The following is a 14,867-nucleotide window of genomic DNA, read 5'->3' as shown; positions in this document are numbered from 1 at the left end:
TCCTCCTTTAGTTATGGTCGTTTTTTTGTGACGAAATACAACAAGATGCTGAGGGCGGGAATCACGATCGACAAGACGGTCGTCGTTCGCGACAGCCGATCCGTCCGGTGCCGCTGAATGATGATCCAGATTGCAAACAAGACATGTGCCGCCGTCAATCCGAGCAAGGCAAATGCTAATCCAATGATAACCGTATCAATCTCATCAAATTCGACTTCCCAACCTTTGTCCGGTGCACCGCTAAGAGATGATGACATGAACGGTTGAAAAACAGCGGGGACGCTTTTTCCATAGCTTTGTTCAAGCGTCACTCGCCCGCCTTCAGCCGACGTACTGTATATCCGGGCTGCCGTGACCATCCACTCTTCTTCGACAACTGTCTTCAGCGGAGCGGAATCAGTTGCCTGCCATTCCTCCCCTAGTTGATATCGAATACCGCTCTCCGAAATATCCGATGTACTCCGGACGATGAAACCACTGAAACCAAACATCAGACTCAACACCAATACGACAATCCCGGCACGTAAAATCCGTTTTGCAAACAACTTTTGGATCAGTTGTAATTCATGGATCAATGCCTGCGATTGTTCTTCACCACCAAATCGATTGATGGCAATTTTCATTGCCGCCTGTTCCGAGTACCCGTCAAACACCAGCTCGGCGACGGTTTCCTCCAAGTGTTGCCGCGTTTCATCTTTCAGTTCCTTCGTTTCCGGCAAATCCGGATCAGCCGAGCGGTAGAGCTGATTTACATACTCATCTATCATCGGGGTCCCCTCCTAAAAACTGATCCATCAATCGTTTGACGACCTGCCATTCCTGCCGTTTCGTCCGCAGTAACGCCCGTCCCTCATCCGTCAGATGGTAATACTTGCGGCGTGCTCCGCCAGCCGCTTCGTCACTCCAGTACGAGATGACGGCCGCCTTCTTTTCCAGTCGCTTCAGTGACAGATAAAGTGTTCCTTCTTTTAACTCAAACGCATCCGCGCTTTTTTCCCGCACTTCTTTTGCGATTTCATACCCGTACCGGTCTTTGTCGACGAGTAACGCCAAAATCAAGGTGTCGATATGTCCTTTTAACAGCTCTTTATCAATTTCCATCTTCTCCCACCACCTCTTACATACAATGTAAAACAATGTACTCTATAATGCAAGGTACTTAATAAAAAAAGAATCGCTTCCGCTAAAAGGCGGAAACGATTTCTCAACTACGCATTAATCTCGTGCTGCCAGACGATATAACAAATCAAGCATTTCGATGTACAACCAGATGATCGTGACGATCAATCCGAACGCTGCGACCCACTCCATCGATTTTGGTGCCCGTGCCTGCACTTGTTGCGAGATGAAATCAAAGTCCATCACCAGTGACAGGGAAGCAACGATGACGATGACAAACTGAATGCCGATTGCAAGCGGCGAGCTGCCCGTCATGAACGGTAAGCTGATGCCGAACAACGTCAAGAGTAAGTTGACTCCGTACAAGACGAGAATCGACAGAATGGCTGCCGTGACGGCCGAACGGAATCGTTGCGTCACTTTAATCATACCGGTCGAATAGACGAACCACATCGCAAACGAGACGACGAATGTCGCGAGGACCGCCTTACCGACTAACCCTGGATACATGCTTTCAAACATCAGTGAAATCGCACCGACCGCGACCCCTTCGACAATTGCGTAGACCGGTGAAAGTACCGGAGCAGTCCGTGGTTTAAAGGTGATGATCAGAGCGAGAATCAATCCGAGGACAACTCCGCCAATCAATGCAGGAATTAAAAATTGCGGATTTGCGGCCAAGAAGAACCAGGTCCCGCCGGCTGCTGCCGTGACGAGGGCAAGTAAGAGGAAAATCTTACTCATCGTCCCTGCTTTTGTCATCGGCCGTTCGCCGGCACGCGCCGTCTCAAAACCACGGCGTAAGGCAGGATTAACTTTGAATCGTGTTGCCATCTTGCGTTCACTCCTTCTATTTTATCTATTTCTTATTACGGTTGTTTCCCGGAAAAGTTTCAGCTTAACCAACTATTTAAGGCATTCAGCTGAAACATGACGACAGGAATCGATTCCTTTGCCGAGACGAGGTGCGATGTCGCTTGCCCGACTTTGCCTGTCGTCACGAATGTCTCATCCGTCAACCCTTCACCGATCGGTCCAAACGGATCACTGTCGATCATCCGGTGACGGTACGTGATGAAGACCTCTTGACCGGCCTGATTGACTTTACAGCCCGACTCTTCATCCGGACGGTCAATCCCATATTCGGCATAATGCCAAACGGTTGTCGCATCCCATGGTGAACCGAGATGAAGAATCTGACCGTCCGCTTCAATGAATTTCTCGAGCGGTGAACCCGGACCAAATCCATTTTCAATCGTATGTCCGGCAACGAATGCCGCTGCCTCGTTTCCCCATGCCGTGACCGACCACATCGGATGCGCACTGCGTTTGACGTCCGGGAACGTCCGGAAAAGTTCCGGAACTTTCCCGATGGCGCGTGTCGCTGTTTTCGCCGGATCGTACGCCGGCATTTCCTGACGGATCGTCTCCCACCAGTCTTCCGGTACGGCGGGACGACTCCAGTTTTTCGGGTCTGAATTATCGGTGCTTTGTGCCGCCATCATGATCAGACCGTCTGCTGTGACGACCTCTTGTAACGCTTCGATGATCGATTGTGCACCGCCCGGAATCCAACCGATCTCCTTCATCGAGCTGTGGACGAATACTTTCATGCCCGGTGTCACACCAAGCTGTTTTAAATCTGCGATCAATCTTGATTTCGTGACCATTTGTCTTGTTTCCATTTCGCACCCCTCACTCGACGACAAGGCGAATCGTCGATCCTGTTTTACCTTGCGTCACTTCAATTTTCGCATCGACCCGTGATTTCAGTTCCTGGACGTGGCTGATGATTCCGACCATTCGACCGCTTGCCTGAATCGATAACAATGTTTCGATCGCCTGTTCAAGCGATTCCGGATCGAGTGTACCGAATCCTTCGTCGATGAACATCGTCTCAAGCGACACACCGCCGCTTGCTTCCTGCACGACTTCCGACAGTCCAAGCGCCAAGGCAAGTGAGGCCTTGAAACTTTCTCCGCCGGATAACGTTTTGACGTGCCGTGTCTGCGACGTATAGGCATCAAAGACGTTTAAGTCGAGTCCGTATTTTTTCAAGCCCTTTCCGGCTTCCGTCTTCCGTTCAAGCAGAAAACGACCCGACGTCATCCCATGCAGATGCCGGTTCGCGGCTTGCAGGATTTCGTCAAAGTAGGCGGTTTGGACGTACGTCTCAAACGTCATCCGTTGCGCATTTTCACCGACCCCGACCCGTGCCAACTCACCGATGATGCCATAGCGTGTATCTTCCGCCTCGATTTGCTGCTGTAACATCGACCAGGCATCGACCAATTGCTTGACATGGAGCCGTTCTTTTTCGGCACCGATCCGCTGGTCCGTCGCTTCGGTCAATTCGGCTTCCGCCTGCTCGACAGACAATCGGATCGTCGCTAAGTCCGGTCGCTCCTGCGCTTTTATGATCTGACGGATCCGCTCCAGTCCGCTCTCGACGTCCTGACGTTTCCGCCGGTCGGCTTCCAATCGTTCCGCCAATTGGGCAATATCTTGCCGTGTCATCCGTGCCTGTTCAAACTGCTCGGTCGTCGCAAAGCGTTCTTCCTGCAGGCTCCGTTCGAACGTTGCTTTCGCTTCCGTCCACTTCGATGTCCGCTCCATCAAGTCTGTTTGGATGTGCTCCAATCGATCGCGCCGCACCGCGACATCTTGATCCAGTTGTTGCTTCTGATTGTGGGCTCCCGTCCGTGCCGTTTCAAACGACGCCAACCGTTTACTCAACGTCTGCTGTTCCGTCTCTAATTCACGGCGTGACGGAGCATCCGGATTCCGGGTCAACATACCCTCTAGCCGGGCCAGTTCCAGTTTAAATTTTGACTGGCGATCCGACTCTTCCTCAATCTGACGGTCCAATCGTTCCAGTCCTGTCTCGATTGTCCGCAGTTGCTGCTCGAGCTGTTGTTTTTGCTCCTGTTGCCGCTGTAACGCGGTTTCCTGTGCCTGTAAGGACTCGATTTCTGTCCGGATCACGGTTAGATCGGTCGGAAGCTCCTTGCCTTGACCAAGCGTCGTGATGTCGTGTTCGAGTTGCCGTTTCCGTTCCGCGACCGTCCGGTACGTTGCCTGCAGTTCCTGATGCGCCGTCTGGGCTTTTAAATACACCTGATGTAAGGCTTCGACATCCAGCGATTCCGCTTTAACCGCAAGTTGCGGATGCGACGTGCTTCCACAGACCGGGCAGGCGTCTCCGTCATGCAGGTGCGCCGCCAGTTCTGCTGCCAGTTGACGGCGTTCGTTTTGCCGTCCTGTCGTATAGGCGAGTTCCGCCTGCTCTTTTTCCTGTTTGACCCGCGTTCCCTGTTCGATCAACCGGAGCCGCTCCGCTTCGTTTCGTTGCCATTCCTGCTGTTTTTGCTCAGCAGTCTGTAAGAGGAAACGCCGTTCCTGAATCGTCAGACGGTTGCTTGAATCGTCCGTCATCGCACCGACGCTTGTTTGAAGGGTCGTCCGTTCACCACGTTTCTGATCACGTTCCTTGCGCAGGGCTTCCGGATTCAGCTCAGCAATCGCCCGGGTTAACAGCTGTTGTTGTGTTAACAGCTGTTCTTGATCCTGCAACCGCTGCAGTTCTTCTTCGATTTGCTCCAGACGGCGTGCTGCCTCACGCATTTCCGGTTCCTGCGCCGCCAGCCGCTCGACGTCTTGATTCACCTGATCGAGCCGCTGCAACAACTGCTCCAGTTCTGCCGAGACGTGTTGTTTCGCAGCCGTCAACTGCTGGACCGTCTGTTGTTCCGATTGGAACGTCTCGAAGACTCCGCTGATCGCCGCCGCCCGCGTCGCCGCGTCGTACCGTTCCGTCTGACGTTTCGTCTCCGGCAATGTCACGGCCAGTTGTTGTTCAAGTCGCAACAACTCGTCGTACTCGACAAAGGTTTGTTCGAGTTGCTCGGCCTGACGCAGACGTTCCGTCACGCGTTGTACGGTCTCGCGGATCGCCTGTTCCGTGACTGCAGCGTCAGTGATTTTTTCGTCAAGTGACTTCAGCAACTGATCCGTCTCTTGACGGATCGTCGTTTCCGTCGCCTCTGCCCAGTTCAGCTCAAGCGGCAGTTCTTCGAGTTTTGACAACTGCTTCGTCTTCGTTTCTTTGATGGCTGCGGCAAGATCCAGTGCTTTGCGGTGCAAACGTTGCTGAAACTCCCCGTACTGTTCTGTCTTAAACAGTTGTTTGAGAATCTGTAACTTGTCTTTTGACTCTGCCATCAGCAATTCCCGGAATTTATTTTGCGGCAACAAGAGAATTTGCGAAAACTGTTTATGGTCAAGTTGCAACAGTTCCTGGACTTGTTGGCGGATTTCCGGAATCTTCAGCGCAAGAGGCTTCCAGGTCGTGCCGTCATGTCGGGCGAATTCGGCTTCATGCCCATAATCCGTCTTATTGACCGGATGGGGCTGGCTCGGTTGCCGGATGATCCGGTATCGTTCTCCTTTTAACAAAAATTCGAGTTCCACTTCCGTCTTTTGGTCCGGTTTGGCGAAATGACTGCGCAGATCGCTCATTTCCCGTTCCCCGCCTGATGTTTCCCCGTATAAGGCAAACGTCAACGCATCAAAAATCGTTGTTTTGCCAGCACCGGTATTGCCGGAGATGACGAACATCGTCCGCCCGCCGAGCGCGCGAAAATCAATCGTCTGTTCATCGGCAAACGGTCCGAAGGCACGTAAGGTCAATCGTTCTGGACGCATGCAGCTTCCTCCTCTAACACGGATTGCATCGCATCCGTTGGTTGTTTTTCACGAACCGCTTCATAAAATTCACGGAACAGATCGGTCAACGTCGCCGCCTGGACTTGATCGCGGGATGCTTGCACCGATCGTGTACTCTCACGTGTAAAGCCGGTCCGCTCGAGATGGAGAATGTTCGGGTAGATTTTCTTCAGTTTCCCCATCGGATCGATCAACGCTTCGGCATCCGTCAAATTGATTTTGATGTAATCGTCCGTTGTTTGGGTCGCGACGAAGACCGGATCCGTCAATTCAGCGAGGCTGCCCGTCAGTTCACGCAGATCGCGTTTGGCGGTCAATGGTTCAAAACGGCGGTCAAACGTCCCCTTATCGTTGAGCGTCAAGATGTCGACGCCTTTCACGTGATGTGCTTCCGAGAACGAGTATTTTAATAACGAACCGCTGTAACGAATCGTGTCTGATTTGATCGCAAGTGGATTATGCAAATGTCCGAGTGCCGTGTACGTAAACGGAGCAAAGGCGCTGGCGCTGACCTGTCCTGCCGTTCCGACCGACAACTGGCGTTCGGAATCCGTTTCAAGTCCGCCGATGACAAAGGCATGTCCGACGAGGACACTTGGTCCTTCGATCGTCATCGTTCCGATGATTTTCCGCATCGCTTCATCATGGGTCCGGATTGAATCATCTTGATGGATGTAACGGACGGTCGCCGGATCGGCGAACGGGACCGGGTAAAAACGGACACCTTGAATCTCGATCGGTTCAATGGTTGGTGTTAACTTTCCGGCCAGATGAAGACCTGCCCGTTGTAATAATGTCGTTCCGAAGCTCAGTCGTTCCGCTGAATCATGGTTGCCGCTGATCGCGACGACCGGAATCTTCCGTTCGAGCACGATTTCGGCTAAGACGGTATCCAGCAGTTCGACGGCTTCCGTCGGCGGAACAGCCCGGTCATACAAATCACCGGCAATGATCACCGCGTCCGGTTGTTCCCGGTCAAGCAACCGGATCAACTCGTCGAGGACGGCGCGTTGGTTTTCAAGCATCGATTCCCCGTGAACGATTTTCCCTAAATGCCAATCGGCAGTATGAATCCATTTCATCTTTCATCACGCTCACTTTTCCTCTATAATATCCTTATTTTAGCATGACTTGATCGCTTCTGCTGAAGCTCCTGCTGATTCCAAACCAAACAAAACCCATCAATCGAGCAGGGATTCCCCCCCGGTCAATCAATGGGTCTCGTGTTGATTCATGACTTAAATGCCAATCCATGATCTGCTAATGCCTGTTTCAACTTCGGTATCGACGAAGGACCGATTCCGTGCCATCTCAGCACCTCGTCTTCCCGGTACATCGATAAGCCGGTCAGGGACGTCACCCCGTGCGCGTTCAATGCCCGTTGTGCGGGTTTCCCGAGTGAAGAAAACACCTCGGATTTGGATTCATTGGATTGCATTGCCATCCCCTCCTTTTTTCTAAACAAAAAACCGCCTCCTCGTTTAAAAGGAGACAGTTCTTTACAACAATTTAGAAGTCATCCTCAGTGGGTCCGACGCTTTTGACGAAATCGCTTCACCGATGTGAAGATGGATACCGATCCTCCGATGATTGCTCCGACGACAATCCCAGTCGTAAATTTTCCTCCGGGATTTTTGCCAGAACCTGGTTCAGTTGCTGTTATATGCTCTTCCTGTTTCTGCTCGAATAACTGTTGGAGAGGGGAGGATGTAGGCTCGACTTCGACAATCCGGTCAACTTCCTGTTGACGGTCTACCCGGCTTTCGACGCTGCAAGGTGACAGATAAAACGGATTCAGATTCGTCCGATACCGGTCTGGATTCCAATTCGCCTGCTGAACGGCTTCAGCTGCGTGGTCTGTCCGCTTCGTCTGATCCAATGATTGGATCGATTGATCGAATTCTTGTTTCATCGTAATCACTCCTCTTCACATTCAATCTTACCTAAAAAGCTCCGACTTACGTCTGAAGTCTTATTTACCTCTTTTTCAAACATCTAAAACATGTATCGGAAAAAATTGTTTACTTTTTTGTGAACGCTTACTGAAAATACGTTGCGTATGTCTGTTTTGCCTGTTCCGGATCCGCTTCCCCATGAATCAAGATCCGCCCGTCGGCAAAGGCGACAATCCGGTGTTGCTCCGTCTCAAACATCAGCAAATACGGGTTCCGTTGACTTTTCATCCCGCGCGCCAGTATCTCGTTTTCCAGCCGAACCAAATCGCGTTTCCCTTCTCCCCGGACTTGCACGGTGTCCCGACCGCACAACGTGACGAATTGGAGCGACGTTCCGTTGAGATAAGGATAGACGGCAGCGTCACCGCACGAAGGACAGGCTGCTTGTTTTAAGGACGTGACATCAATCTGACTCTGCTGATTCGTCCAAAGATCAAACGACAACAACGTCCGACGTAGTGAAGCTTTCGCACCCGTCAATAATTTCAAGGTTTCCGTCACTTGATGCGAGGCAACCAGTTGGACCGCAGGACTGATGATGCCCCGGGTATCGCACGTATCCTGTTGCTTCGGCAGATGATTCAGCAAACAGTGCAGACAAGGTGTCTCCTGCGGTAAAACGGTGTATGTCATGCCGTAACTGGCGACACATGCCCCGTAAATCCAAGGAATCTTCCGCTGCGCCGCTACATCATTGATCAGCATCCGGATCGCGAAATTGTCTGTCGCATCCATGATCAAATCTGCCTGCGCAATGAGTCGATCAATGTTTGTCGCCGTCACGTCTTCCACAATCGCTTCAATCGTCACCGTCGAATTGACTTCGCAAAGCCGTTGCTTGGCTGCGACCGCTTTCGGCAACCGTTCCCGGGCATCCCGTTCCGTGTACAATTGTTGCCGTTGGAGATTGCTCCACTCGACGTAATCGCGATCAATCAAGGTCACCCGTCCGACACCGGCCCGGACGAGCTGTTCCGCACTGGCTGTTCCGAGCGCACCAAGACCGATGATGACGACGCAGCGCTCAGCCAGTTGATCTTGTCCGTCTTGTCCGATTGGACGAAAGCGGATTTGGCGGCTGTAGCGGTCCGTCATGGACGGCTGATTCCAATCGTCGGACTGCTTGCCGTCGCATACCGTTTTTTCTCGATCCGTCCCGCTTCGAAACCGAGACGCCCGGCTTCGACCGCCAGTTTCATTGCCTGTGCCATCTTGACCGGATCGGTGGCGTGGGCGACCGCAGAATTCAGCAAGACACCGTCGGCACCGAGCTCCATCGCGTAAGCCGCGTCAGCCGGTGAACCAATCCCCGCATCCACGATGACCGGGACCGTCATCTGCTCGATGATGAAACTGAGCGCAAGCGGGTTTAAAATCCCCTGCCCTGAACCGATCGGTGACGCTGCCGGCATGATTGCGTGACAGCCCAGTTCCTCGAGCCGACGCGCGAGCAACAAATCATCCGATGTATACGGCAAGACAATGAAACCGTCCTTGATTAATTCCTCTGCCGCCCGTAAGGTTTCGATCGGATCCGGCAATAACGTCTTGTCGCAACCGATCACCTCGACTTTGACCATGTCACACATGCCGGATGCCCGGGCGAGCCGAGCCAGCCGGACGGCTTCTTCCGCCGTTTTTGCGCCCGCCGTATTCGGCAACAGATCATAACGACTTAAGTCGAGTGCCGCAAGTGGATTCGTCTGTTCCTTCGCAAAGACATCGAGACGCCGGACGGAAAACGTTAAAATGTTCGTTTCCGATGCTTCGACCGCTTGTTGTTGCGTCTCAGCGTCCGGGTATTTTCCCGTTCCGAGTAATAATCGTGATGCAAATGTTTTTCCGCCAATTTCTAACATGTTATCCGCCTCCTACAAAATGAACGATTTCAACGACATCACCGGATTGGACGTTCGTGTCCGTATACCGGGACCGGTCGATGATTTGATGATTTTGTTCGATGATGACGACCTCTTCATCGATGTTCAACTGCTGAATCAAGTCGTGTAGCGTCTTCGTTTGTTCCGCCAGTGGATAGTCTTTCCCATTCAATCGGATCTGCATGTATTCTCCTCCTCGTGTCGTCTGCAACAAAATGCCTCCAGCGCAACTTCCGGTTTTCGGTTCATGACACAATCGGCGAGGACTTGTGCCGTCACCGGAGCGAGCAAGATGCCGTGCCGGTGATGTCCCGTCGCGACCAACAAACCGTCAATCCCTTTGACCCGTCCAAGATACGGTAAACCGTCACGGGTCTGCGGCCGGACACCGGACCAGATGTCAACCAGTGCCGCATCACGGATCGGCGGATACACGTCAATTGCTGCCGCCAACAGGTCCGAGACGCTGCCCGCGTTGACCGTCGTTGACTCCTCACCAACATGTTCCGTCGCGCCGATGATAATCCGTCCGTCTGCTTTCGGGACAAGATACACCGTCTCATGAAACAAAGTCTGCTCCAGTCGACCGGTTGTGAGACGGACAGACAGGCACTCACCTTTGACCGGAAGCGTATCAATCGGAATCCCGATCGTTTGCAACAACGGTTCCGACCCTCGTCCGCCGGCGATGACGACCTGCCGACCAACCTTTTGTCCCCGGCTTGTCTCCACCCCGGTTACCGTCTCGTTGTCCCGCAGAAGACGCAAGACACTTACCTGTTCTTCAATCACGCCGCCCCGCTGTTCAATCGCTTGCCGTAACGCACGGACAAGCAACGGAGGATCGACTTGACCGACCCGTTCAAATTGGACGGTTTGCTTTGCCTGGCGCAGCTGAAACGGCAGTTCGAGATAGCCGCTCGTCAACCCGGTCTCGTCGAACAATTGACGGACAAGCTGCGGATACAGGACGCGGCTGACTGCCGCTAACGCATGTAGCGGTTCCGACAGTTCTTCGTCCGTCGCGAGCATTCCCGCTGCCGCCCGTGTCGCGCCTTGTCCGACTGCCGACTGATCGATCACGTGAACACGTTGACCCCGCTGTAGCAACTCATAGGCGAGCGTCAAACCGATGATACCGGCACCGACGATTAATACATCCGGTTGTTTCATCGTCCAATCACCGCCCGGAACCGTCCGGCTGCTTCCGCCGGATGGGCTTGTCCCAAAATCCCGGACAGGACGGCAACTCCGCTGCACCCGGTCGTTAAGACATCAGACAGATTTTCCGGTTTGATTCCGCCGATGGCGATGACCGGGATTGATGTCCAGTCGACGACTTGCTGTAACGCATCGAGTCCCCGTGGCGCCACGCCGGGTTTCGAATCCGTCTCAAAAATATGACCGTACATCACGTAATCGGCGCCGGCTTGTTCCGCCACCATCGCTTCGGTCAACGAGTGAACCGATTGACCGATGGAGATCGTCGGAAACTGTGCCCGGACACGCTCGACCGACAGACTGCGGCGTGTCAACTGGACGGTCGTGCCGGTGACGAGTGCAGCATCGAGCCGGTCATGGACAACCAACTGGTCTGCGCGGACTCCTTGGTCGAGCAACGTATCAATGCAGGAAACCAATTCCCGGACTGACCAGGTTGGCTCCCGTAAGTGGATGCGATCGACGGACAGTGCGAGCTGCGGAAGGGTCTGTTCCAGCACTTCCTTACTGTCGCGTCCGGTTGTAATCAGGTGTAAATGTGACATCGTTCCCCCTCCTTTCCACACGAAAAAGGACCACCCCATGAACTGATGGAGTGGTCCTACGAAAAGGGCGACGCTTGGCGTTCCCTCGATAGATGATCGGATACCACTTCCCTCCGCTAGTACGAACTAGATCAGGTTCAAAGGGTCCGGATACTTCCGTCTCAGTCTGCTGCGAGACTCCCCTAGTGTAGATATTTATTTGTGTGGTACGTCTGTAGTCTACCACGGGTAGTCCGATTAGTTCCACCCTTGATTAGTGTCGCATGTCCAATTCGACCGCTTTGACCTGCTCGATCAAGCGTTGGTATTCGTCGACACGTTTCGTTTGCGACAAGTCATACGTTTGTTTTAAGCGTAAGACCCGCATGACTTTCTGGTTGAGATCGGCTGTCGACAGTTTCCCTTGTTTGATCCGCGCCATGATTTCCTTGTGAACGGACGCGTACGCTCCGGGTGTCGAGAACATCGCCATGTCCGCACCGTTTTCAAGTGCAAGACCTGCCGCTTGAGCTAATCCGTACCGTTCTGTGATGGCTCCCATGACGAGATCGTCCGTGATGATGACACCATCAAATTTCAGTTCACTCCGTAACACACCGGTCATGACTTCTTTCGATAATGAGGACGGTCGATTTTTGTCGAGAGCCGGGAACAGGATATGCGCGACCATGACCATTTCAGCCCCGTCTTGAATCGCCCGTTTAAACGGGACTAGCTCCGTCTGCTCAAGTTCCGCTTTCGTCGCATCGACCCGCGGCAGACCGACATGTGAGTCGACGGTCGTATCTCCGTGTCCCGGAAAATGTTTGACGACCGGCACGATATCTTCTTCCTTCATTCCCTGCATCAATGGCACACCAAGTCGTGCCACTTGTTGCGGGTCCGCACTGAGCGCCCGGTCGCCGATGATCGGATTCGCCGGATTACTGTTGACGTCAAGGACCGGTGCAAAATCCATGTTGAATCCGTAAAAACGGGAAATGGAGCCAAGCGTCTGCCCGACGTCTTCCATTAATTCCGGATCATTTTTTTGACCATATGCCAGGCTCGGCGACAGTTTGAGTCGGGCGTCCGGAACCCGGCTGACCCGTCCGCCTTCTTCGTCAAAACCGACGAATGCCCGTTGATCCGACGTTTGCGCTTCGTTGATATCAGTCGTCAATGCCTTCAGTTGGTCGGATGACGTGATATTACCGCCGAGTAACAACACTCCCCCTAGCGCATGTTGCTGCAACAGCCGGCGATCCGCTTCCGTCAATGCCGTTCCGGCCACACCGATGTAGAGCAGTTGATCGACTTTTTCCGCCGTCGACATCTGAGAGACCGTCTGCTTAAGTTCATTTTCCGCTTGTTCCCGGGCAGACGGTTGCTCCGGTTTTTGTGGTTTCGGCTGTTTTGTTTCTTCGGCTTGCTTCGGTGCCGGTTCGTTCGGTTTCGCGGTCTCGTCGACACAACCGGACAGTAAGACAGTTGCTAAGACAACAGGGAAAAACAGCTTCAAATCGGTTCCTCGTTTCGGACGCCGTTGATTGAATAGTAGACTTCAATTTCTGCGTTCAACGATTGGGAGACGGAGCAGTATTTGTCTTTTGACAATGAAATCGCCCGACGGACCTTATCTTCCGGTAAATCGCCTTCAAGCCGGTAATGGATCGAAATCGTCGTGAAGCGGCGCGGATGGTCATCTGCCCGTTCCCCTTCGATGTCCATTTCAAATGAGGTCAACGTCAAACGCATCTTCTCTAAAATCGAGACGATGTCGATGCCGGTACAGCCGGCAACGGCGTGGAGTAACAGCTCCGTCGGTCGCGGTGCTTGATTGTCGCCTCCGTTATCCGGTGCTGCGTCCATCGCTAAGTGATGCCCGGATTCAGTCTCGCCGCTAAATCCCATCTTGTGGTTCCAAGTGACTGTTGCTTGCATGTTCCGTCACGTCCTTTACTCGTTTTTTAGTTGTCTTTACTTCTTCAGTATACCCGAATCTCCGCCAAGTGAAATTGACGTGCTATTCGCAATAATGCTTCTTTTTCGCCTTCCTCTAAATCCTGTTTCCGCACCACTTGAATCATGCTATTCTGATACACGATAGTTTTTTGCGCACAGGCGCTAGAAGTGAGGAATGTGTATGTCATCATCATCGACTCGTTTGAGTCAAACCGACTGGCTGTTGATCGCAACGTTATCCATGTTGACCTTTGTCCTGGGAACAAGCGAATTCGTCATCGTCGGTATTTTATCCGAAATCGCAGACGGTCTGAACATTACGATCGCGAAAGCCGGGACGCTTGTCTCTGCCTTTGCCATCGCCTTCGCCATCGGGACACCGATTACAATGTCCTTGACCGGACATCTCGAACGGCGCAAATTAATGCTTGGCTTGATTTTCGTCTGGATTTTGCTGAATATCTGCAGCGGTATTGCACCGAATTATGAAATCTTATTGCTGACCCGGATCGTGACGGCTGTTTTGACGGGCGTCCTGATTTCGCTTGCAATGGTCGTCGCCAGTGACAGTGTCCCGATTGCGAAACGCGGGGTCGCCGTCTCATTCATCTTCGGCGGTTTTACCCTTGCGAACGTCTTGGGAGTTCCAATCGGTACCTTCATCGGTCAACATGCCGGGTACGCCGCAACCTTTTGGCTGACAAGTGGCCTTGGCGTCATTGCGTTAGTCGGTGTCTTCAAAGTCGTTCCGGTCCAACAATCAACGGCGACCAGTTCGATTCGCGATCAACTTCGTCTACTCGCCAATCCGCGGATCATGATCGCCTTTTTCATCCCATCATTTGGATTCGGTGCGACGTACGTCGTCTATACGTACCTCGTTCCGGTTTTGGAGCTGGAATTGAAATTGCCGTCGACGTGGATCAGTCCAATTTTACTCGCGTACGGTGTTGTCTCGATCTTCAGTAACATCTTGGCCGGGAAAATCGCCAGCCGGAACCCGATCGGTCGTCTCCGTTTCGTCTTCATCGTTCAGGCGATTGTACTCGCCGCCCTCTACGTGACGACAGCGTCCGTTTCGCTCGGTCTGATCAACATTGCCTTGATGTCCTTGATGTCGATTTTATTAACGACCTCAACACAAATCTATCTGATTGATTTGGCAGAGAAGTTTAATCCGGAAGCAAAAGGACTGGCTGCTTCCTTGATGCCGGTCGCCAGCAATGTCGGGATTGCCTTCGGTTCTGCTTTAGGTGGACTCGTCTATGCGAACGGTCCGATCATGAATATCGCGCTTGTTGGCGGTGCCGTCGCCTTACTCGCAGCTGCTTTGACCGCTGTCAGTCACCGGCTTGATCAACGGTCATAAAAAAACGCCTGTTTCCAAAGTGTCCTCTCGTGAGGCATACGGAACAGGCGTCTTTTTTTGTATCCGAGACTCAGACCGAACCTTACAAGACTGTTAGGTGAACGTATCT

16 protein-coding genes and 1 riboswitch are annotated in these 14,867 nt (G+C 52.7%); of the genes, 1 reads left to right on the top strand and 15 read right to left on the bottom strand.

Going from position 1 to position 14,867, the window contains the following annotated elements; all coding sequences use genetic code 11:
• Positions 1 to 11 precede the first annotated feature (11 nt).
• From KNP87_RS07455 to KNP87_RS07385, 15 genes are all read right to left on the bottom strand, one after another.
• Entirely contained in the window at positions 12 to 767 is a 756-nt protein-coding gene (locus tag KNP87_RS07455) for a permease prefix domain 1-containing protein (protein ID WP_088836845.1), read from the bottom strand.
• Positions 757 to 1,101, bottom strand: coding sequence for a PadR family transcriptional regulator (locus KNP87_RS07450; RefSeq protein ID WP_026833286.1), 345 nt, complete (start codon positions 1,099 to 1,101; stop codon positions 757 to 759). The genes KNP87_RS07455 and KNP87_RS07450 overlap by 11 nt, the downstream gene beginning before the upstream one ends.
• Before the next feature lie 114 nt (positions 1,102 to 1,215).
• The gene (locus tag KNP87_RS07445; protein WP_028106556.1) at positions 1,216 to 1,953 is read right to left on the bottom strand and encodes a Bax inhibitor-1/YccA family protein; all 738 of its coding nucleotides are present in this window, start codon (positions 1,951 to 1,953) and stop codon (positions 1,216 to 1,218) included.
• A gap of 59 nt (positions 1,954 to 2,012) precedes the next feature.
• Complete coding sequence (locus KNP87_RS07440; RefSeq protein ID WP_214721285.1) at positions 2,013 to 2,804, bottom strand: AAC(3) family N-acetyltransferase; 792 nt, start codon at positions 2,802 to 2,804, stop codon at positions 2,013 to 2,015.
• Between the two features lie 10 nt (positions 2,805 to 2,814).
• Complete coding sequence (locus KNP87_RS07435) at positions 2,815 to 5,823, bottom strand: AAA family ATPase (RefSeq protein ID WP_214721284.1); 3,009 nt, start codon at positions 5,821 to 5,823, stop codon at positions 2,815 to 2,817.
• Complete coding sequence (locus KNP87_RS07430; protein ID WP_214721283.1) at positions 5,805 to 6,926, bottom strand: exonuclease SbcCD subunit D; 1,122 nt, start codon at positions 6,924 to 6,926, stop codon at positions 5,805 to 5,807. The genes KNP87_RS07435 and KNP87_RS07430 overlap by 19 nt, the downstream gene beginning before the upstream one ends.
• 149 nt (positions 6,927 to 7,075) lie before the next feature.
• Positions 7,076 to 7,282 carry a helix-hairpin-helix domain-containing protein gene (locus KNP87_RS07425; protein ID WP_214721282.1) on the bottom strand — a complete coding sequence of 69 codons (207 nt, stop codon included), beginning with the start codon at positions 7,280 to 7,282 and terminating at the stop codon, positions 7,076 to 7,078.
• 84 nt (positions 7,283 to 7,366) lie between these two features.
• Positions 7,367 to 7,756 carry a hypothetical protein gene (locus tag KNP87_RS07420; protein WP_214721281.1) on the bottom strand — a complete coding sequence of 130 codons (390 nt, stop codon included), beginning with the start codon at positions 7,754 to 7,756 and terminating at the stop codon, positions 7,367 to 7,369.
• A gap of 127 nt (positions 7,757 to 7,883) precedes the next feature.
• Complete coding sequence (locus KNP87_RS07415) at positions 7,884 to 8,894, bottom strand: ThiF family adenylyltransferase (protein ID WP_214721280.1); 1,011 nt, start codon at positions 8,892 to 8,894, stop codon at positions 7,884 to 7,886.
• Positions 8,891 to 9,658 carry a thiazole synthase gene (locus KNP87_RS07410; protein ID WP_214721279.1) on the bottom strand — a complete coding sequence of 256 codons (768 nt, stop codon included), beginning with the start codon at positions 9,656 to 9,658 and terminating at the stop codon, positions 8,891 to 8,893. Before KNP87_RS07410 ends, KNP87_RS07415 begins: the two co-directional genes overlap by 4 nt.
• A gap of 1 nt (position 9,659) precedes the next feature.
• Positions 9,660 to 9,863, bottom strand: a complete 204-nt coding sequence (gene thiS, locus KNP87_RS07405; RefSeq protein ID WP_214721278.1) for a sulfur carrier protein ThiS — start codon at positions 9,861 to 9,863, stop codon at positions 9,660 to 9,662.
• On the bottom strand, positions 9,848 to 10,939 hold the full coding sequence (locus KNP87_RS07400) for an NAD(P)/FAD-dependent oxidoreductase (protein WP_353049358.1): 1,092 nt from the start codon (positions 10,937 to 10,939) through the stop codon (positions 9,848 to 9,850). The genes thiS and KNP87_RS07400 overlap by 16 nt, the downstream gene beginning before the upstream one ends.
• Entirely contained in the window at positions 10,849 to 11,445 is a 597-nt protein-coding gene (locus KNP87_RS07395; RefSeq protein WP_214721277.1) for a thiamine phosphate synthase, read from the bottom strand. Before KNP87_RS07395 ends, KNP87_RS07400 begins: the two co-directional genes overlap by 91 nt.
• Positions 11,446 to 11,536: 91 nt before the next feature.
• Positions 11,537 to 11,639: riboswitch (TPP riboswitch) on the bottom strand.
• 59 nt (positions 11,640 to 11,698) lie between these two features.
• A complete protein-coding gene (gene nagZ / locus KNP87_RS07390) occupies positions 11,699 to 12,946 on the bottom strand; it encodes a beta-N-acetylhexosaminidase (protein ID WP_214721276.1) in 1,248 nt (415 codons plus the stop codon).
• A complete protein-coding gene (locus tag KNP87_RS07385; RefSeq protein ID WP_026833298.1) occupies positions 12,943 to 13,368 on the bottom strand; it encodes an OsmC family protein in 426 nt (141 codons plus the stop codon). Before KNP87_RS07385 ends, nagZ begins: the two co-directional genes overlap by 4 nt.
• A gap of 196 nt (positions 13,369 to 13,564) precedes the next feature.
• Here KNP87_RS07385 and KNP87_RS07380 point away from each other — a divergent pair, with 196 nt between their 5' ends.
• Positions 13,565 to 14,758, top strand: a complete 1,194-nt coding sequence (locus tag KNP87_RS07380; protein WP_214721275.1) for an MFS transporter — start codon at positions 13,565 to 13,567, stop codon at positions 14,756 to 14,758.
• Positions 14,759 to 14,867 lie beyond the last annotated feature (109 nt).

The sequence above is a fragment of the Exiguobacterium sp. s192 genome (genome assembly GCF_018618795.1).
In the GTDB taxonomy this organism is placed as follows: domain Bacteria; phylum Bacillota; class Bacilli; order Exiguobacteriales; family Exiguobacteriaceae; genus Exiguobacterium_A; species Exiguobacterium_A undae.
Note: the sequence above shows the minus strand (reverse complement) of the source record. Positions and strands in the feature narration are given on the sequence as shown.